We start from the raw sequence: 17814 nt of genomic DNA, 5'->3' as shown, positions 1-17814 counted from the left end.
AAGCAGGACAATATTTGTTGATTTTAGCTGTTGTAATTTGCTAATAGCTATGCTATAATGAATAGGCATTGTAAAATGCGTGTAAATCAACAGAAAAGAGTATATTGTAATGGAAGAACAACAAAACATTCAAACACAGCAGGCAAAGGAGAAAAAAGGCTTGCTGAAAAAAATAGGAGCATGGTTTGCGTCGCCTGACGGAATGCAAACATTACGATTTATAAGTGCCATAGCGGCAGTTATACTGGTAGGAGTCATCTGTGCTTTGTTGGGCATATACATGGACAAAGACAACTTCCTGCCGAAAGAGCGAAATTATGCGCTTATAGGGGCTTGCGCTGTTGAGCTGGCACTGATATTTATTATTGCGGAATTTTTCTCAATTCAAAAGAAGCTGAAAAAGAGCGAAACAAAAGGCTACATCGACCCTTTCACGGCGGCTTTTATGCTTGGACTAAATTCTTATTTTCTTCCGGACTTTGTAATGGGGTCATATTTTCCAAAGAGCAATGTGCTTTACATTCTCCTTGGAATATTGCTCTGCTGGCTTTTATATCTTATAGGTGCAGTGATATTCCCGAAGCCACACGCCTGGTTTTGCGGAGTGAACGTCATATTTGCCATATATGCTTTGGCACAGTATTATGTCACCGAGTTCAGAGGGAATCCTGTTCAATTTGCCGACCTTGCCAACATAAAGTCAGCCAGTGAGATAAACGGAATGTACTCACTGTTTTTAGACAGCAATGTAATATTTGTGCTTTGTGATCTTATTCTTATTATCGCTGTAACGGTGACGACAAAAGTAAGGAAGATAAAAATACGCAGCAGGATAATATCGGGTGTGGCCGTTATCGCAGGGTGTTTCCTATTCGTATATGGTGGCAGGTTTGCCTATGACCTTGGTATAAGGAACAGATACATCAGGCTGAACTTTTCAGGTGCAGAAAATGCAGACACATACAGGTGCGTAGGCTATGACCTTATGTTCTGCTTTGACGGAATGTTTGACCGTGTGACGAAGCCTGATGGCTACTCCACTCAAAAGGCGGAGGATATCATAACTCAGTATGAGGTACAAAAGGCTGACAAAAAGCCTGCTATCATTGCTATCATGAATGAATCCTTTGCAGACTTTGAGCATATCGCTCAGTTCAAGACTAACAAAGACTATCTGCCCAACTATCACAAATTGCAGGAGGAAAGCATAAGCGGATATGTTTCCGTTTCGGCATATGGCGGTTATTCCTGCAACTCTGAGTATGAATTTCTTACCGGCAACACTCTTGGCTTTTTGCCGTCGGGAAGTGCGGTATTCACCCAATATCTCAACGACAAACAAAACGGTCTTGTAAGCTGGCTAAACGAGCTTGGCTACACAACGCAGGCTATCTCGCCTTGCTCTGAGGGACTATGGGATATAGGCAACGCCTATGAACAGCTTCAATTCAAAGACAGGATATACAATTGTCAGGACAGAATGAGCGGGATCCAATATTTCAACGGAAATATCACAGATGAAACGATTTTCAGATATATTGAAGAGCAATATGAAAGACACGCAGGTACTCCTTATTTTGTATGGACAGCGACCATGCAGAACCATGCGCCGTACGATCATCCGGAGGCTGTTCCTCATGAGATAACCTTTGAGGACTACAACGACCCTGCGGCACAGGAATATCTAAATCTTATCTATCAATCTGACAAAGCCTTGGGAGAGCTTATAAACTATTTCCGACACAAGCAGGAAGAGGTCATAATCGTAATGTTCGGCGACCATTATCCACACATTTTAAGCTTTACAGAGCATCTCTATGGCAAGGACGTGGCTTTACTTTCAACGGAGGATTACTCAAGACTGCGTCAGACACCTTTCCTTATTTGGAGCAACAAGGGCGTTGATGCGGAGAAAATAGACGATATAAGCCTTAACTATCTTTCAAACAAGGTCATGGAAGCGGCTGGACTCCCAAAGTCGAGATATCAGCAGGAGCTTGACAAGATACGCTGTGACATTCCGATAATAAGCTCTTACGGCTACAAGACGGCTGACGGAGAATGGTATTCTATAAATGATGTGGCTGACAAATACAAGGACACGCTGAACGAATATGAAACTGTGCAGTATTACAGAATGTTTGATGAAAAGCGTGACAATAGTGTAAATTAGGCTGTTAAAAAACACAAACAACAAAAAAAGTGGGACGTCGCATTTCTGCAATGCAGAGCCGATCCCCTACAAAACAATAAACGGACGAAGCTTTTTTACTTCGTCCGTTTCGTTTTATAATGCGTGTCAAAATGCGGGCGAACACTGTTCGCCACTACAAATAACTACATAATTATGCGCTTATTTTTTTATCCTGTGACCTTTTTCTCGAACATGAACATTCCCATGACATCGTTCATTATGCTGTCAGAAGCGACCTCCTTGCTGTTCTTTGTCATTTGCCTTACGACAGTCTGACCGTCATTCTTGCCGAATATCATAACATAATCGTCGCCACTTTCGGAAGTTCCCTCATAGGACACCTGATTTTTAAAGATGTTATATTTCCACCTGCCGTCTTTGAAATATGCGTCAACGGCTTCACCGTAATTTTCGCTTGCTAATTTCATTTCGGTATCGAAATCGTAGGTGGAATGTCTTACGCTGAATATTCTCACAAAGGCGATCACAAAATATATCACCAGTATTACCACTGTGATCTTAAGCAGAGTCTTTAGTATCTTTTTACCCTTACCATAATTTTCTTTGCCGCTGCTTGAATGTTCAGTTGGGGTGCGCCTATAGTCTGCCGCACTCATTTCTCTGTTTCGGTCTGTCTCTCTTACACGCTTTACCCTGCGAGCTTCCTGCTCTCGGCGCATTCTTTCCTCTGCTTCGGCTCTTTTCGGGTGTTCGTAAACACGCTTCGGTATGCCCTGTATCCTTGAACGATCTATAAACTCCTGCTCGCCACGTCTTTGGGTCGATGAGGCGATAGGTACCATTTTTCCGCAGTTGGTGCATATCTTAGCTCCGTCCTCCAGCTTAGAACCGCAGAATGTACAATGTCTGCTCATTATTACCAATCCTTTACACACTTAGAACTGTTTTGTTTGTCGAAGTTTTTTTCTATATCTATGTTGGACTATCCGCCTGTTTTCTTTAATGACACGGGCGAACGCTGTTCGCCCCTACAAATCTTCTTTATCTATATTTACAGATATCTTACAACGCCAACGACTTTTCCTAATATTTTTACCTCGTCAACAATGATAGGATCCATGGTATCATTTTCAGGCTGCAGTCTGTAATGGCCGTCCTCTTTATAGAAAGTCTTTATGGTAGCTGACTCGTTGTCAACAAGTGCGCAGACAATATCGCCGTTTTCTGCATATGGGGTCTGCTCTATAACTACCATATCTCCGTCAAGGATAGCGGCGTTTATCATGGACTCTCCCCTTACCTTTAGTGCAAAAAGCGGATTGCTGTAATGCCTTGCAGGCTGGAAGCTTATATAGTCTGTTATCTCCTCAATGGCAGTGATAGGGATACCTGCGGTGACAGTTCCCACAAGGGGGATCTTCATGCCGTTGCCGCCTGTGAGCCTTATGGCTCTGTTCTGGTTATTTCCCTTTTCAAGAAGACCTTTTGCGGTGAGATTATTTATATATCTATGGGCTGTTGAGGTAGACTTAAAGCCAAACTCTGCACAAATCTCCCTAACTGTGGGCGGATAGCCCTCTTCTATGCGATCCTTTATGAACTCGAATACCATTTTCTCGTTCTCGGTTACTTTTCTCATAGCTCCGTCCTTTCTGTTATATCAATAAATCTTTATCTTCTAAACCTAAAGCTCTTTTGCAAGCCTTTTTGCAAGCTTATAGACATCTCCGCAGCCAAGAGTTATAACAAGGTCGCCCTCCTTGCAGTTTTTCTTTATATAGTCGATACACTGTGAGAAGTTATATTCCTTCTGCTGTGCAGTCTGCTTGTCAACAAGCTCGTGGTCGGTCTTGAACCAAACTGCATTTGGTATCTTCTCTGCAAGCTGTTCAGCATAAACACCGTCGGTATTTTTCTCACGGCTTCCCATGATATCCGTTACAACGGCAATATCTGCAATAGAAAGCGCTTTCACAAAATCGTTCATGAGTATCTTTGTTCTTGAATAGGTGAAAGGCTGGAAAACTGCCCACACTCTGTTGAAATCAAGACCCTTTGCGGCTTTCAGTGTACACTCGATCTCCTTTGGGTGGTGAGCGTAATCGTCAACGATAGTAACGCCCTTGACCTCGGCTATCTTCTCGAAACGTCTTATTGCACCGAAGAAAGTATCGAGTCCCTTTTCGATACCCTCCCATGAAACGCCTGAATATCTTGCGGCAGCGATGGCTGCAAGGGCGTTCATGACGTTATGGTCGCCAGGAACATGGATAGTAAGCTCTCTGACAAACTCGCCCTTATGATAAAGCTCAAAGCGTGTCTGCAAGCCTTTTTTGGACTTTATAACAGCAGAATAATCGTTTTTCTTATCCCAGCCGAAAGATATCATTTCCTTATCAACGCCCTCAACGGCTTTAAGGGTATTTGCGTCATCGCCATTATAGATAACGGCTTTTGAAGCCATGGTTGCGAACTTATGGAAAGACTTTATGATATTTTCGATATTCTTGAAATACTCAAGGTGGTCTGCGTCAACGTTCAGAATAATTGAAACGTCAGGGAAAAGTCTGAGAAAATGATCCTCGAACTCACAGGATTCACAGACCATAGTTTGTGATGAGCCTGCCTTGCCTGAGCCGCCTATGCTTGGGAGCTTTCCGCCTATAACGCAGGAAAGGTCAGTACCCTCCTGAACAAATATCTGTGTGAGCATGGAAGAAGTTGTGGTCTTTCCATGAGTGCCTGAAACGCAAAGAGCGTTCGTATACCAGCTTGTGACAAGTCCAAGTATCTCGGCTCTTTCACAGCAGATCGCACCGCTTGCCTTTGCGGCGATAAGCTCAGGGTTATCTGCCATTATTGCGGCGGTATAGATTATAAGGTCTGCACCCTTGATATTCTCGGCTCTCTGACCGAGGAAAACTTCTATACCAAGCTTTCTTACGGCCTCAAGAGTTTCGGTTTCGTTATTGTCTGAGCCTGTGATGAAATATCCCTTTGAATGGAATATCTGCACCAGAGGGTACATACCAGAGCCGCCTATACCGATAAAATGAACGTGCTTTATATTTTTCAAGATCTCATTTGTTATCATCTTTGTAATACTCCTTAGAATAATAGATAATTCAGAATGTATGTTTATTTTATTATATAACATTTCTAAAAAAAAATAAACCCCTTTTTTGATTATTTTTCAAAAAAAGAGGCAAAAATATTACTACAGGCATTACATCACAAGAAAGGACGCATGAAAATGACTATAACAGAGGTAAAATTCAGAAGATTTATAAACGAGGGTAAGCTCAGAGCCGTTGTGAGCCTGACCTTTGACGGCAGTTTTGCGGTACATGATATCAAGATAGTGCAAGGGGAGGAGCGACTTTTTGTGGCTATGCCCAGCCGCCGTGACGACAACGGGGTTTTCCGTGATATCGTTCACCCCATCGACAGCGAGCTTCGCAATGAGATAGAGGGAGAGATACTTTCTGCTTACCGCATGGAACTTGACAGGCAGGCGGCAGAACAGCAGGGTCTAAGCTGAGAACGACAAAAAAAGCCGATAAAACAGGCATAAAAAACGGGCGAACAGTGTTCGCCCCTACAGATGTTTTGAAAGTCTGTGGGGGAATACTGTTCGCCCGATATGTTTTTTTAGACTTTAACCCCAAATTTTATCGCCCATGTTTGAGAGATAAGCTGTAAGCTCCTCCGCCATTTCATACTGCTCAGGAAGTCTTGGGTGACCGGGGGTCGCCTTGCCTGTTCTTGTGAACATGAAATGTGTTATCTTCTCGTCATTAAGCTCGTTTGCTATCTCGTCAACGGCTTTATCCCACTCCTCACCGTGGCAGAGAACTGTCAGCAGAAGCACGAATGTTGCGTTTGGATACTTACCTCTAATGTCAAGGATAATGCTCTTGTAGGCATTTTTCCACTTTGCTCTGTAATCGGGGTCGGTGATATCGAAATCCTCGTGGCCCTCGTTATGCGGATCGTTCTGACCCACTGCAAAAAGCACAACGTCAGGTGTATAAAGGTCAAAATCCCAAGGCGTTACGCCCTTTGCGCTCCGGGAAGTAGCAAAGCTTGTCATAGACTGACTCCATGCCGATATAATTCGGGGCATGATAATAGCCGGTGTTGTCGAAAATTGCGATACCGCCCTGTGCGATATTATGGATCTGTGCGCCAAGGTTTCTTGCTGTTATCATTGCATAGCTATGCCATGCGTTATCGTAAACTCCCTGATGATCCTCAGGGTCACAGCTTGCAACAAAGTCAACTGCCTCGCACACTGCGCCTGCAGAAACAGAGTCGCCATAGCATTCTATTTTTCTTGCAGGGAGAGGGGAATTTTCGAGAACTTCTCCGTCGGGGTCTATTTCAAAGCCCACGAACTCAAAGTAATGGGAAGCGTCCTGCCTTTTAAAAAGGGTGACGGTATGAGTGCCTTTTTCAAGGTCACAAGCGATATCAAGGGTGATATCCTCGTCATTTTTATCGAAAGTCACCTTGCCCTCTTTGCCGTCTATAACAAAGCCAAGCTCCTGAATGTTGAAATACTTATGGTTTTTTATCACGGCGGATACGCTTGTGCCTGTGAAAGTCATTTTTACATTTGAGCCTGCGTAATAAAACTCAGGGCGTGTTTTGTCGGAAAAGTCTATTCTGCCCATATAAGTAAGAAAGCTGTTGTCTGCTGTTATAAGCTTTTTATTCTCTGCCATTTTTTTTATATCCTTTCGATACTATGATTTTTTTGCATATGTTTATTTTAGCTTTTCAAGGCGTTTTTGTCAAGGATATAAAACGTTTTCACAGAAATATTTTTACACTGAGCGAATATACATAGATAAGAAAAATATCAGGGGGTGCTTTTATGAATGATACTCAGGGCAGGCACAATGCCATTCTTGAAAACAGACAGCGTTTACAGCTTTCGGGCGTGACGGACGTTGACAGCTTTGACGAGGATGAGATAAGGCTTTTCACACAGCTTGGAGAGCTGACGATAAAGGGCAAAGACCTGCACATAAACGAAATAAGCGTTGAGTCGGGAGATGTTTCCGTGGAGGGAGATATCTGGGCTTTGGTCTATGGAGAAAAGGACAGAAAGAAAAAGCTCTCGGCGATAGGGAAGATATTCAGATAACATATGTAGGGGCTGAGGTCGCCCGCCTGTTTGCGGAGCTTTCGGCAAAATACGGATAGGCAGATAACAAATAGCGGTCAGCCAACGGGCGAACGCTGTTCGCCCCTACAAGTGGGGAATTGCATATTCAAGCGGTTTTTAAGCAAAGGGTTTGAGAAAGGGGAAAGAAAATGGAAGAAATGCAACTGGGGCTAGAGCTTGAAAGGGAGCTTTTTCTGCTGTCTGTGGTTCTGGGCTGCGGGCTGGGGCTTTTATATGATATTTTCAGGGTATTCAGGGCGGCTTTGCCACATGGGAAGATACTCACATTTTTTGAGGATATCATTTACACATTTCTTTACGGCTTTGCACTTTTCACATTTTGCACCGGGCTGATGGGGGCTATAAGAGGGTTTGTTTTAGTGGGTATGCTAGCAGGCTCTGTGATAGAACATCTTACTGTAGGAACGCTGTTGTATCTGTGCTGAGGAGCCTTTTTTCGATCATCAGAAAACTGTTTGCTAAAACGTTTTCGCCTGTGGTTAAATTTATTACCAAAAGAGCAGACGGTTTCAGGGACTGTTTTGTGAAAAAGTGCAAAATTTCCTCTCTGCGAAAAAAAACTTCTAAAAGCACTTGAAAACTCTCTTTTGATTAGTGTATAATAGAAAAGAGTATAGGTAACGCCTCATGACAGTTATTGGGGTATTGCTTATGGAAAGGTCGGTTTTGTAATCAAAAAAGGAGTACACAATGCTAGGTTTTAAAAATAAAACGTCCGAAACGGCTGACGCTGAAAAGGACGCTGCTAAAAAAAATCCAAAGCCGAAAAGATCAAGATTTGTTAAGCTTCTGACTATTTTTGCTGTTGCCGCTCTTGTTGTTTATTCGGGAGTGACTATCATCTCACAGCAGGCGCAGATAGCACAGCTCAGGAAAGAGTCAGACGCTATAAATAAAAAGATAACCGCCGCCAAGCAGCTCAATGATGAATACACAAGGCTGCTCAGTTCTGACGACGAGGCGGAGTATATGGAGAAGATAGCTATTGAAAAGCTGGGCTATGCTTATCCTAATGAGCGCAGATTTTATATTGTAAACAACAGCGACTAAGGCAAACACGGTCTTTTGACCGTTCATATAGCAGAATTTTTATTGCAGAGAGGACACAAAGATCAAATGCAGCTTGAAGTAGGAAAAATTTATGAAGGAAAAGTAACAGGTATCACAAAATTCGGAGCATTTGTGGAGCTTGACAAGGATACGACAGGAATGGTCCACATCTCGGAGGTTGCGAACACATTCGTAAACGAGATAAAGGATCATCTTACCGAGGGTCAGACCGTCAAGGTAAAGGTGCTTAATTTAGGCGACGACGGAAAGATATCGCTTTCTATCAAGAAGGCTCAGCCTGCGCCACAGAGAAAGCCAAGAGAGAACGGTCACCAGGGTGGCAGAGAGGGCAGACCTAACGGTGGTCAGAGAAATTTCAACCGTCAGGGAGGCAATTCTCAGGGCAGACCTAGGAACGACTATAACAGGGATCACAACAGAGACAGAGCGCCACAGGATTTTGCTAAAAATCCGCCTCCGGTATACAATGCTGACAGCAATTCAGGAAACGCTGATTTTGAGGATATGCTCAGCAAGTTCAAGGCGTCAAGCGAGGAGAGATTTTCTGATCTGAAAAAAGTCATTGACAACAAGAGAAAATCTCCGTCAAGAAGAAAATAGATACCGATACATAAAACAGAGGATATTCAGTCATGAAAAATTTCAAAAAGACTTTTGCGTTTATATTTTTCATGCTGGCAGGAATAATACTTGGTGCGTTCATAGCTTACGTCTGTGAGGGCAAGGATTATGTGGGCTGGCTTGCATGGGGAAAAAATGTAGGCGTTGAAAGCTTTGCTATAGACCTGTATGTGATAAAATTCAATATAGGTCTTATGGTCCATGCAACTATCTCGCAGATATTCACCATTGCTGCGGCGCTTATAGTGTTCTCAAAGACCTGCAAGGGGCTTTAAGGAGAGTAAATTTTAAAATGAAATTTCTAAAAACAGCAGCAGTAGCTTTAACAGTGGCTGTCTGCCTTTTATGCACTTCCTGCGGTACGCCTGAGCTAAAGCATGACACGCTGGTTTATCAGGCAAGGGAGGACTATGCGGCGCTTGACTCCGCAAAAGTCGTTATAACCAACGAGGACACTGGTGATATTGAGCAGGAGTTCACTTTCAAGTATGACGAAAAGGATGTGCTGACCTATTCTTACTACGGCAAGAACGGTGGAAAGGAATACGCTCAGTATAACAACGGAATCGAGAGCTACACCTATGATAACGGAGAATACTCACATTTGGTAAAGGGCGACAAGGACTTTTCAAAGTACACAAGAAAGGCAAAGCACCCACAAGCTGACGAGGGTATGCTGATGTTTGCACCGAAAGCTGTTGAGTCTGTTTCTGACATTATCGGTGATGACGGCTCTGTTACTGTGACGTATGTTTATGACGTTTCAAAGCTGGGAAAGGACGCTGAGGAGATAGGCACAAAGGGCTTTTCCACAACCTACTTTTTCGACAAAGACGGTGGGCTTGAATACTTCACGGAAAACACTGTCACAAAGAACGCTCAGTACAACTATCGTGTTGACATAACAGAAAGAAACTCTGTTGACAAGATAGAAAACAATGTTGAGCAATACAAAGACAAGTAATTTACTGCATACAAAATGTATTGGCGACCTGAGGTCGCCTGTTGATCTGATACTTTTTAGACATTCCAAACAGGCTGCAAAAACAGCCTGTTTTTTGTCAATAAGCGTATTTACGCCATTATCAAAAAAACGCCCCAACTTAATGGGACGTTTTTATTTTTTTTGTTATAATTTGCTCTCTGCCAGTATTCTCTGTGGCTCGGCAAGCATTTGCTTTGCTTCCACAAGGGTCTGCCTTATCTCGTCATTATCATAAACCATCATGAGCTGCTGAGCCTGATTGAGGGCTTCTCTGCCCATTTCCACCTGATACTGATAAAGGCTGTCGAGCCTTGCGGCTGCCTTTGTTTCAAGGTCCTGATAAACTGTCTTTATATCCTTGACGATATTATTTCTGATATCGTCATAGTTTTCAAGAGCGATATCAATTATATCGGTCTGCTTTTTCTTTTTAAGGATAAGGCTGAAAACTGACATTGTGGCAGGAGGAAAGGTTTCACTGGTGCCAAAAAGCTGCACGCCCATAACAGAACGTGTTACGTTCTTGTTCAGGGAGGTCATTATCATTTCCACTGACGGAGCCTTTGCCGCCTTTGAAAGATCGTCTATGCCAAGGGCGGAGGCAAGCTCTCTGCCTGTGCCTTCCACTATCTCGGCTATCCTATCTCTATGGCTCTCGATACAATTTCGATATGCTTCGCCCACCTTTTCCATAAGGAACGAATAGAAATGCTTTTCTATATCCTCAGAGCTGTAAAGGTCGTTTCCGTCTGCGTCTTTTCCTCGGCAATCCAAAATGCTTGCTCTCAGCTTTGAGAAGAACTCATACATCCAAGCTTCGGCTTCCTGCTGCATTTCGATAATAGAAAGGTGCAAAGCAGGCTTTTTCTCCTCCAAAGCCTTTGAAAGCATTTCACACTGCTCCTCAAACTCTTTTGCTCTGTCGGCAAGCTTCTGCTTGTCAAGCTCTGCCATATCGCTTATAAGTCTAAGCTTTGCGGCTGTTTCGTCGCACATCTGCGAAAGCATTGTGAGCACACGCTTTGAACGTATAACGTCCTTCTGCATGATTATATCACGCTGCAAAGACAGCTCGAACTGGAAAAACTGTGTTTCGTAAAACTCTCTTGTACCCTTGTCCAGCGGTCTTTCTCTGCCAAGCTTTCTGCTCAGTTCATCAGCACCGCTTATGCCGTATACGATAGCGTTAGGCACTATCCTCTCGGATATGTTTCTCACACGCTTTAGTATTTTATCAGCGTCCTTTTGAGAATTCATTGCGTCTATCATATTCACGAGGATATAGAGCATACCAAATCGCTGAGGCTGGACATGGCTTGCAAGAAACAACTGCTCGCTTTCAGAAAAAGGCAGCAGACATGATGCCGCATACATGATAGCGTCGGCATTGACAATATAATCCATTACCTGCTTGTCAAGGCTCTCCAAGTCAGAAAGGCCTGGGGTATCCACTATCCTTATCTCTTTGAGTATAGGGGCGTTGTCCTTTATCTGAACATAGCTTATTTTTGCAGGAAAAAGCTTCATTCTCTGCTCAAGCTTTTCTCTTGTGATATCCTCCAGCGACAGCGGCACTCTCATGCCGTTTTCAAGGATAGCTTCCACATACTGCGTATGACCGAAAGATATCTCATTTATGGTATAGGTTTCAGGTGTAACGTTTATAGGTGCAAGCTCCTTGCCCAGCAGGGCGTTTATAATGGTGCTTTTTCCCCTTTTGAACTCGCCAAGTATGACCAGCGTGAAAGGCTCTTCGCTTTTTTTCTCGATAAGAGCTTCCCAATCGTTCATTTCGCTGACAAAATCCTTGCCGAGCATTTTCGCTATCTTTTCATTTTCAACAAAGGCTTTAAGAGCGGTCTTTACCTGTGCAATATTCTGCTCCGCTGTATTGATATTAGCACTATCCACCTATCACGCCTCCGTTTCCGATTATAATACTGCTGCGCACATCACATATCTGACCTGAAACAAGGTGTCTGTCAGAATCCTCTGCGTCGCCACGCCATTCATAAAGAACTGAGCAATACAGAAACTCAGTAGCTGCGACAACAAGCTTTTCAAGCTCGCTCATAGTATTATCTGTTTTCAGATTTCTTGAAGAAACTGCATGGACGCTCTCAGCCTTTTTGATAAGTCCGTCGGTATCCATATTCTTCTGCTGTCTGCCATAAAAGTCGATATAGCCCTTGTTATAAAGCCCTGTTATGACGCTTATGAACATTCCCGGCTTATCAAGCAGATAATGCCTGCTCTATTTGCAGTTATATCAGCATACTTCACCCACTGAACAAGCGCTGTATAAAGCTGATTGTTCACGGTCTGCTTATATGACCTTTCAACTGGTCTGTAAGTATACTTATTGTAATTGAGATATGTAAATGCCATATTGTAGGCACAATGATTGTTCTGTATTCTTCCACACTCGCAGCCTATAAGGAACATAAGCTCCTCCTTGCTGCACATTTCCACTACCTGCTTTGAAAGCACGATACAGGGCTCGATGATATCGCTTGCCACAGAGTAGACCTGTGCTTTATCCATATCCCCTCTGACAAAGACGATAGGCACAACAAGCTCCAGCCGCTCGGCACACTTCTTCACAATGTCATAGATATCAGGATATTTCAGCGGGCCAACCTGCTCGCACTTAAGAAACAGGTGCTTTGCTTCGGCAGAAACGTCCTGCGAGCCTGCCGCCTTGACGAGCTTTCCCCAGCCCCCAAGTCCCATTATCTTCTGCCTTACGGCAAAGTCGGACTCAAAAGCATAGTCAAGCACGCCGTCAACTATATGGTTCTGATAGCTTCTTGTATAAGCGTTCAAATATGTGCGGAAGCTTGTGTCAATCTGTAGCAGCGGATTTTCCCTTTCCGTTGTATTTGTACTCATGACCTGTCCTCCCTTGATCCTAAAATAATATTATTATATGACCGTCAGCTTTCCATAGCTCGGTAAGCACACGTCTTACCTGATATGCTTCCTGAACTATAGCGCTTGCGCTCTCGGCAATATCATGAAGACGTTCCATTTCCTTCTGAGAAATGTTGCTCTTTTCTGTTTTAAGATCATTAAGATTATCAAGTGTTTCCTGAGTATCACGGAGGATTATCTCTGTTTCGCTCTCAATCTTGCCCTTCAGGCCCTCAAATGCTGAGAATACCTGACGGCGGACAGTTTCAGTGAAGTCATTATTGAGTTTCATTTCGTGGAACTGCTTTCTCACCTGAGTTTTAAAGTTTGACTTATACTTATCTATTCTTTCCTTAACAAGTATCTTATCAACGGCAAAGTTTGAAGTAAAAGTACCTGCAATGCCTGCAAGAGCCATAAGGCAGAGGGTCACTGGCAGGGTAGCGGTGATGCCAAAGAAGCCTGCAAAGAATATAGCAGTATAATAAGTAGCATAAAATCCTGCAAAGCCTGTCGCTCCGCCCAAAAGTGCGCCCTTTACGCCAGACTCTCTGAAGCCCAGGAACAATCCACCGACGCCGTAAGAGCCGATAGCAACGCCGATTATCTTATCCATTACGCCGCCGTTCTTTGAAACTCTGTCGGAGATAGTGAACATCTGCTGTATCTTTGTAACGGACTCGAAGAACTCGTCCTCAAATTCCTGAAGTCTTTCAGCCTCACAGGAAACAGCGAAGTTGATGCTGTTCTGTATCTGCTCGCAGATTATCTGCGCTCTTGCCTCTATGCTCTCCTTTATTTTCTCAGTGAGCTTTGCGGTAACGAGCTTGAGCTGGTCTTTCTTGAAATCATCAGAGGACATCTGGAAGTTGTCTATAACCTCCATAGCTGTCTGCTCGATGTTTGTCCAATAGCTGTCAAGAACAGGCTGCAGGTCATTGAACACCTGGTTTGCGGCATCGTTGATCTTGACAAATTCCTGTCTTTTCTTGTTTCTTATCTCGCCTATCTCTTTGATAGCCTCGTCATACTTTTCCATGAACTCATCGTTAGCCATCATGAGTGCGTTTTCCTGCATAACAACGCTTCTGAGTATCTCAGTACCCGAATTTGTTATCTTATTTGCAAGGATCTGCAATGCGATAACGCCACGCTCTTTTGTGAGCATGGTTTCAAGAGCCTTTTCAAACTCAGGGAAGTTACTCTTTTCAAGGGCTTCCTTATCCCCTGTTTCCTTGGCGGTAAGAGCCTGCTTTGCATAAACGCCGATAACTCTCGGAGTTCCTATCTTTCTTTTATAGACCGCAAACTCACGGGAATCCTCGCCCATGACCTTTTTAGCCTTTTCCATAACATATTTTCCGATACGTCCTCTTACAGTTTCGACGATCTTGTTCTCGTCTGCCTGTGAGAAAGTACCGAAGCAGTTTACTACAAAGATAATTCTTCCCACATCGGAGGTAAGCATTTTCTTTTCCAAAAACTCTTTCTCAAATTGTGAAAAAGGAGAGTTTGCGCTGATAACGAAAACGGCTGCGTCTATTTTCGGCAGGATAGACAGAGTAACGTTAGTCATCTGATCGTCGTCGTTAAGACCCGGAGTGTCTATGATATCCACGTTGTTCTTACAGAACTCGGTATCATAATAAACAGTTGCTTCCTTGACAGTTTCGGCTCTTTCCTCCGACTCTGCCGTAAGCTTTGTTACATAGTCCTCCAGCTTGTTTATATCCACCCTTTCACTTTTGCCGTTTTTGTATTCCACCTGCACATACGGCTCTTCGCTATAAGTAACTCTGTTAAGGGTAGCCGTTGCAGGCAGCACGTCAGCAGGAAGTACCTCCTGACCCAGCATTGCGTTGATAAGGGTACTCTTTCCTCTCTTGAACTCGCCCACTATAGCGACCTCAAAATGCTCCTCGGCAGTTTTCTCCAATGTTTCCCGAATAGATTCCGCAGTATTGACAAGAGCGATCTCCTCGCTCAATCCAAGCAGCGATTTCAGGTTCTCTGTAAGACCCTTTACCGTTTCCTTATAGGACGCATAGCTGCCGTAATCAATTTGCTTTTTCATTACAAGCCTCCGTTCCTCGTTTCTAAGGCAAACCTTGCATGGCATTGCCTTGAGGTAATATCTATACTATATTCCATTCATTTCCGCTGTGACACAATAAATATTACCGTGACATTATTTTAATTATAACATATTATTAAAACATAAGTCAAGAATTTACTTATAACAAGTACAAAAAACTACCCTTTTGTACAAATCAGCGTACACATAATATACATTTTGCACAATATAGGGGCAAAGACACAAAAAAACGCCCAGAAAATCGGGGCGCTATTTTATCGAGGATGTGCTAAACAAATCTTTTATATGTAGGGGCGAACAGTGTTCGCCCGTTAATTGACTCATTTTTTCAACGGACTTATATCATGCTTTTTGAGGCATTGACATCAATTCTGTCCGTAATATGCGTTCTTTCCGTGCTTTCTAAGGAAGTGCTTGTCAAGAAGCTCCTGCTGCATATGACCTATCTCAGGGTTCAGCATCATTGCGTGGAAGTTCATAAATGCGGCTTCTTCAAGGACAACTGCATTATGAACGGCTTGTGCGGCGTCTTTTCCCCATGTGAACGGGCCATGGCTTTTTACCAGAACGGCAGGTATCTGAGTTGCGTCAAGACCTTTGAAAGCCTCGATTATAACAGAGCCTGTTTCCTTTTCATACTCACCTGTTATCTCCTCAGGGGTCATTGCTCTTGTGCATGGTATCTCGCCGTAAAAATAATCTGCGTGAGTTGTTCCCATTGGTATAACACCTTTTCCTGCCTGAGCAAAAGATGTTGCCCAGCGACTGTGGGTATGTACTATTCCGCCGATATCAAAGGCTTTGTAAAGTTCCAAATGGGTCGGAGTATCGCTGGAAGGCTTATATTTTCCCTCCACAACCTTGCCGCTTTCAAGATCAACTACCACCATATCATCGGCTGTCATGCCCTCATAAGGCACGCCTGAGGGCTTTATGACAACAAGTCCCTTTTCTCTGTCTACAGCGGAAACATTTCCCCATGTGAATGTAACAAGTCCATATTTCGGCAGAAGCAGATTTGCTTCGCACACCTGCTGTTTTAATTCTTCAAGCATAAAATTCTCCTTTCGCTGATTTGGAAAATGCACCTTTTGTCTGCCCGTTTTCCGTACAAGTGAACAGCTCACCGACAATTTGAGTTGGCTGGCAGGCGGCCTCAGATCGCCCCTACGATTTATATATGAATTTCTATAATTTTTTCAGAACTGTGCGTTTTTTTCTGCCGCCAATCCCTTTTTATATCTTTCCAGGAATGTTTTATAGCCCTCTGAGCCTGTCTGCTCAGGCTGAGAGGTTGTCACTTCCATATCTGCGAACACCTTTTTGCCAAGGAAGTCTGCAAGCTTTTCGCCATTTGAAAGCTCCATATATGCCGCAAGGATAGCCATGCCCCATGCTCCGCCCTCGCCTGCTGTTTTCATCACTGAAACAGGTGTGGAAAGTGCGTCTGCCATAAGCTGTGAAGCCACTCCGCTGACTTTGAAAAGTCCTCCGTGACCTGTTATCTTTTCAGCTTTTACCTGCTCTTTGTCGAAGAGGATATCCATGCCTATTTTCAGTGCGGTGAAAGAAGAATAAAGCTGTGCTCTGAAAAAGCTGCCCAAGGTCAAAGTGCTGTCGGGAGTGCGGAAATACATTGGTCTGCCCTCGTCAAGCTTTATAACAGGTTCACCCGAAAGACAGTTATAGGCTGTTACGCCACCGCATGAGCTGTCGGCTGTCATGGCGTTTTTATAAAGCGTTTCATAAAGCCTGCTCTTGTCTATCTCATTGCCTGTGAGCTTTGCGAACTCACCGAACATATTCACCCATGCGTCAAGCTCTGAACAGCAGTTATTGCAATGCACCATTGCCACAGGCGAGCCGTCAGGGGTGGTAACAACGTCTATCTCCTCGTAAACGCCTTTCAGTGGCTTTTCTAGGACGAGCATTGCGAAAATTGAAGTGCCTGCGGAGATGTTTCCGGTCTTTTTCAGCACGCTGTCCGTTGCCACCATGCCTGTGCCTGCGTCACCCTCAGGCGGGCAGACCGGCACGCCTGCTTTGAGGCGTCCCTCCGGGTCAAGGAACTTTGCGCCCTCTTCTGTAAGGACAGCGCCCTTTTCCCCTGCATTTCTTACCGCTGGGAGGATATCTTTCAGCTTATGGTCAAAGCCTTTTTCTGCAAGGCTTTTTTCTGTAGGCTCGCAATACTCTTTTTTGTATCCTATGCCCTCCACAGGGAAGATACCTGAAGCTTCGCCAACGCCAACTTCAAAGCGGTCTGTGAGCCTTTTATGCACATAGCCTGCAAGGGTATTGATATAAGCGATATAAGGAACATGGGCTTCTTTGTTAAGCACCGCCTGATAAAGATGTGCGATGCTCCAACGCTGTGGGATATTGAAGCCCAGTAGTTTTGTAAGCTCTCCTGCCGCCTGAGCGGTCATGGTATTGCGCCATGTTCTGAATGGCACAAGAAGCTTGTCATTCTTATCAAAAGCCATATAGCCGTGCATCATAGCAGAAATACCCATTGCACCGTATGTTTCAGGATAAATGCCATACTGTGCCTTTACGTTTTCTGCAAGGTCTTTATAGCAGGCTTGTATGCCCCCATGGATATCATCAAGAGAATATGTCCAACAGCCGTTTTCAAAGCGGTTTTCCCACTGCTTTGACCCTGATGCGATAACAGAAAAGCTATCGTCTATAAGAACAGCCTTTATTCTTGTTGAGCCAAGTTCTATGCCAAGATATGTTCTTCCCTGCAAAATTTTATCTTTTACTGTCATTTTTGA

At 43.8% G+C, this 17814-nt stretch carries 19 protein-coding genes; 8 read left to right on the top strand and 11 right to left on the bottom strand.

The features are described from left to right. The first annotated feature begins 109 nt into the window (after window positions 1–109). Complete coding sequence (locus DW793_RS03845; RefSeq protein WP_118157118.1) at window positions 110–2173, top strand: LTA synthase family protein; 2064 nt, start codon at window positions 110–112, stop codon at window positions 2171–2173. Between the two features lie 188 nt (window positions 2174–2361). Here DW793_RS03845 and DW793_RS03840 read toward each other — a convergent pair whose 3' ends face one another. The 3 genes from DW793_RS03840 to murC all read right to left on the bottom strand — a co-directional run bounded on the left by DW793_RS03840 (window position 2362) and on the right by murC (window position 5249). Then, entirely contained in the window at window positions 2362–3069 is a 708-nt protein-coding gene (locus tag DW793_RS03840; RefSeq protein ID WP_118157117.1) for a zinc ribbon domain-containing protein, read from the bottom strand. A gap of 137 nt (window positions 3070–3206) precedes the next feature. Next, a complete protein-coding gene (gene lexA, locus DW793_RS03835) occupies window positions 3207–3794 on the bottom strand; it encodes a transcriptional repressor LexA (protein ID WP_117927306.1) in 588 nt (195 codons plus the stop codon). 45 nt (window positions 3795–3839) lie between these two features. Further along, window positions 3840–5249: a UDP-N-acetylmuramate--L-alanine ligase gene (gene murC, locus DW793_RS03830; RefSeq protein ID WP_022287047.1), complete on the bottom strand. Its 1410-nt coding sequence runs from the start codon at window positions 5247–5249 to the stop codon at window positions 3840–3842. A gap of 159 nt (window positions 5250–5408) precedes the next feature. Here murC and spoVG point away from each other — a divergent pair, with 159 nt between their 5' ends. After that, complete coding sequence (spoVG, locus tag DW793_RS03825) at window positions 5409–5696, top strand: septation regulator SpoVG (protein ID WP_118157116.1); 288 nt, start codon at window positions 5409–5411, stop codon at window positions 5694–5696. A gap of 117 nt (window positions 5697–5813) precedes the next feature. On the opposite strand, the gene DW793_RS15115 is transcribed toward spoVG, so the two are convergent. Beyond that, window positions 5814–6248, bottom strand: a complete 435-nt coding sequence (locus DW793_RS15115) for a hypothetical protein (RefSeq protein WP_252969649.1) — start codon at window positions 6246–6248, stop codon at window positions 5814–5816. Continuing rightward, window positions 6193–6882: a hypothetical protein gene (locus tag DW793_RS15110; RefSeq protein ID WP_252969648.1), complete on the bottom strand. Its 690-nt coding sequence runs from the start codon at window positions 6880–6882 to the stop codon at window positions 6193–6195. Before DW793_RS15110 ends, DW793_RS15115 begins: the two co-directional genes overlap by 56 nt. A gap of 152 nt (window positions 6883–7034) precedes the next feature. Here DW793_RS15110 and yabP point away from each other — a divergent pair, with 152 nt between their 5' ends. The 6 genes from yabP (at window position 7035) to DW793_RS03790 (ending at window position 10005) form a co-directional block, all read left to right on the top strand. Then, entirely contained in the window at window positions 7035–7307 is a 273-nt protein-coding gene (gene yabP / locus DW793_RS03815) for a sporulation protein YabP (RefSeq protein ID WP_022287142.1), read from the top strand. A gap of 170 nt (window positions 7308–7477) precedes the next feature. Next, window positions 7478–7774 (top strand): spore cortex biosynthesis protein YabQ, encoded by a 297-nt coding sequence (yabQ, locus tag DW793_RS03810; RefSeq protein WP_118157115.1) that lies wholly within the window; start codon window positions 7478–7480, stop codon window positions 7772–7774. A 265-nt stretch (window positions 7775–8039) separates the two neighbouring features. Further along, on the top strand, window positions 8040–8399 hold the full coding sequence (locus tag DW793_RS03805) for an FtsB family cell division protein (RefSeq protein ID WP_117863677.1): 360 nt from the start codon (window positions 8040–8042) through the stop codon (window positions 8397–8399). 66 nt (window positions 8400–8465) lie between these two features. Next, a complete protein-coding gene (locus DW793_RS03800) occupies window positions 8466–9020 on the top strand; it encodes a S1 RNA-binding domain-containing protein (RefSeq protein WP_022287145.1) in 555 nt (184 codons plus the stop codon). A gap of 32 nt (window positions 9021–9052) precedes the next feature. After that, window positions 9053–9316: a DUF4321 domain-containing protein gene (locus tag DW793_RS03795; protein WP_038672732.1), complete on the top strand. Its 264-nt coding sequence runs from the start codon at window positions 9053–9055 to the stop codon at window positions 9314–9316. Window positions 9317–9333: 17 nt separating this feature from the next. Beyond that, window positions 9334–10005 carry a hypothetical protein gene (locus DW793_RS03790; RefSeq protein WP_118157114.1) on the top strand — a complete coding sequence of 224 codons (672 nt, stop codon included), beginning with the start codon at window positions 9334–9336 and terminating at the stop codon, window positions 10003–10005. A gap of 165 nt (window positions 10006–10170) precedes the next feature. Here DW793_RS03790 and DW793_RS03785 read toward each other — a convergent pair whose 3' ends face one another. The 6 genes from DW793_RS03785 to DW793_RS03765 all read right to left on the bottom strand — a co-directional run bounded on the left by DW793_RS03785 (window position 10171) and on the right by DW793_RS03765 (window position 17808). Next, window positions 10171–11937 (bottom strand): dynamin family protein, encoded by a 1767-nt coding sequence (locus DW793_RS03785; protein WP_242991895.1) that lies wholly within the window; start codon window positions 11935–11937, stop codon window positions 10171–10173. Continuing rightward, on the bottom strand, window positions 11930–12250 hold the full coding sequence (locus DW793_RS15105) for a hypothetical protein (protein ID WP_252969647.1): 321 nt from the start codon (window positions 12248–12250) through the stop codon (window positions 11930–11932). The genes DW793_RS03785 and DW793_RS15105 overlap by 8 nt, the downstream gene beginning before the upstream one ends. Further along, window positions 12241–12918, bottom strand: coding sequence for a M48 family metalloprotease (locus tag DW793_RS03780; RefSeq protein WP_252969646.1), 678 nt, complete (start codon window positions 12916–12918; stop codon window positions 12241–12243). Before DW793_RS03780 ends, DW793_RS15105 begins: the two co-directional genes overlap by 10 nt. Before the next feature lie 19 nt (window positions 12919–12937). Then, window positions 12938–15013, bottom strand: a complete 2076-nt coding sequence (locus DW793_RS03775) for a dynamin family protein (protein WP_118157113.1) — start codon at window positions 15011–15013, stop codon at window positions 12938–12940. 386 nt (window positions 15014–15399) lie between these two features. After that, window positions 15400–16089: an L-ribulose-5-phosphate 4-epimerase gene (gene araD, locus DW793_RS03770; RefSeq protein WP_118157112.1), complete on the bottom strand. Its 690-nt coding sequence runs from the start codon at window positions 16087–16089 to the stop codon at window positions 15400–15402. 144 nt (window positions 16090–16233) lie between these two features. Then, a complete protein-coding gene (locus tag DW793_RS03765; RefSeq protein ID WP_118157111.1) occupies window positions 16234–17808 on the bottom strand; it encodes a xylulokinase in 1575 nt (524 codons plus the stop codon). Window positions 17809–17814: the final 6 nt, after the last annotated feature.

The organism is Ruminococcus sp. AM31-15AC, assembly GCF_003462045.1.
GTDB lineage: Bacteria > Bacillota > Clostridia > Oscillospirales > Ruminococcaceae > Hominimerdicola > Hominimerdicola aceti.
Note: the sequence above shows the minus strand (reverse complement) of the source record. Positions and strands in the feature narration are given on the sequence as shown.

What these genes read in the sequence shown, in the direction of transcription:
- DW793_RS03845 (WP_118157118.1), top strand. Translation starts at nt 110, where the DNA reads ATGGAAGAACAACAAAACATTCAAACACAGCAGGCAAAGGAGAAAAAA.
- DW793_RS03840 (WP_118157117.1), bottom strand. Translation starts at nt 3,069, where the DNA reads ATGAGCAGACATTGTACATTCTGCGGTTCTAAGCTGGAGGACGGAGCT.
- lexA (WP_117927306.1), bottom strand. Translation starts at nt 3,794, where the DNA reads ATGAGAAAAGTAACCGAGAACGAGAAAATGGTATTCGAGTTCATAAAG.
- murC (WP_022287047.1), bottom strand. Translation starts at nt 5,249, where the DNA reads ATGATAACAAATGAGATCTTGAAAAATATAAAGCACGTTCATTTTATC.
- spoVG (WP_118157116.1), top strand. Translation starts at nt 5,409, where the DNA reads ATGACTATAACAGAGGTAAAATTCAGAAGATTTATAAACGAGGGTAAG.
- DW793_RS15115 (WP_252969649.1), bottom strand. Translation starts at nt 6,248, where the DNA reads ATGACAAGCTTTGCTACTTCCCGGAGCGCAAAGGGCGTAACGCCTTGG.
- DW793_RS15110 (WP_252969648.1), bottom strand. Translation starts at nt 6,882, where the DNA reads ATGGCAGAGAATAAAAAGCTTATAACAGCAGACAACAGCTTTCTTACT.
- yabP (WP_022287142.1), top strand. Translation starts at nt 7,035, where the DNA reads ATGAATGATACTCAGGGCAGGCACAATGCCATTCTTGAAAACAGACAG.
- yabQ (WP_118157115.1), top strand. Translation starts at nt 7,478, where the DNA reads ATGGAAGAAATGCAACTGGGGCTAGAGCTTGAAAGGGAGCTTTTTCTG.
- DW793_RS03805 (WP_117863677.1), top strand. Translation starts at nt 8,040, where the DNA reads ATGCTAGGTTTTAAAAATAAAACGTCCGAAACGGCTGACGCTGAAAAG.
- DW793_RS03800 (WP_022287145.1), top strand. Translation starts at nt 8,466, where the DNA reads ATGCAGCTTGAAGTAGGAAAAATTTATGAAGGAAAAGTAACAGGTATC.
- DW793_RS03795 (WP_038672732.1), top strand. Translation starts at nt 9,053, where the DNA reads ATGAAAAATTTCAAAAAGACTTTTGCGTTTATATTTTTCATGCTGGCA.
- DW793_RS03790 (WP_118157114.1), top strand. Translation starts at nt 9,334, where the DNA reads ATGAAATTTCTAAAAACAGCAGCAGTAGCTTTAACAGTGGCTGTCTGC.
- DW793_RS15105 (WP_252969647.1), bottom strand. Translation starts at nt 12,250, where the DNA reads ATGTTCATAAGCGTCATAACAGGGCTTTATAACAAGGGCTATATCGAC.
- DW793_RS03780 (WP_252969646.1), bottom strand. Translation starts at nt 12,918, where the DNA reads ATGAGTACAAATACAACGGAAAGGGAAAATCCGCTGCTACAGATTGAC.
- DW793_RS03775 (WP_118157113.1), bottom strand. Translation starts at nt 15,013, where the DNA reads ATGAAAAAGCAAATTGATTACGGCAGCTATGCGTCCTATAAGGAAACG.
- araD (WP_118157112.1), bottom strand. Translation starts at nt 16,089, where the DNA reads ATGCTTGAAGAATTAAAACAGCAGGTGTGCGAAGCAAATCTGCTTCTG.
- DW793_RS03765 (WP_118157111.1), bottom strand. Translation starts at nt 17,808, where the DNA reads ATGACAGTAAAAGATAAAATTTTGCAGGGAAGAACATATCTTGGCATA.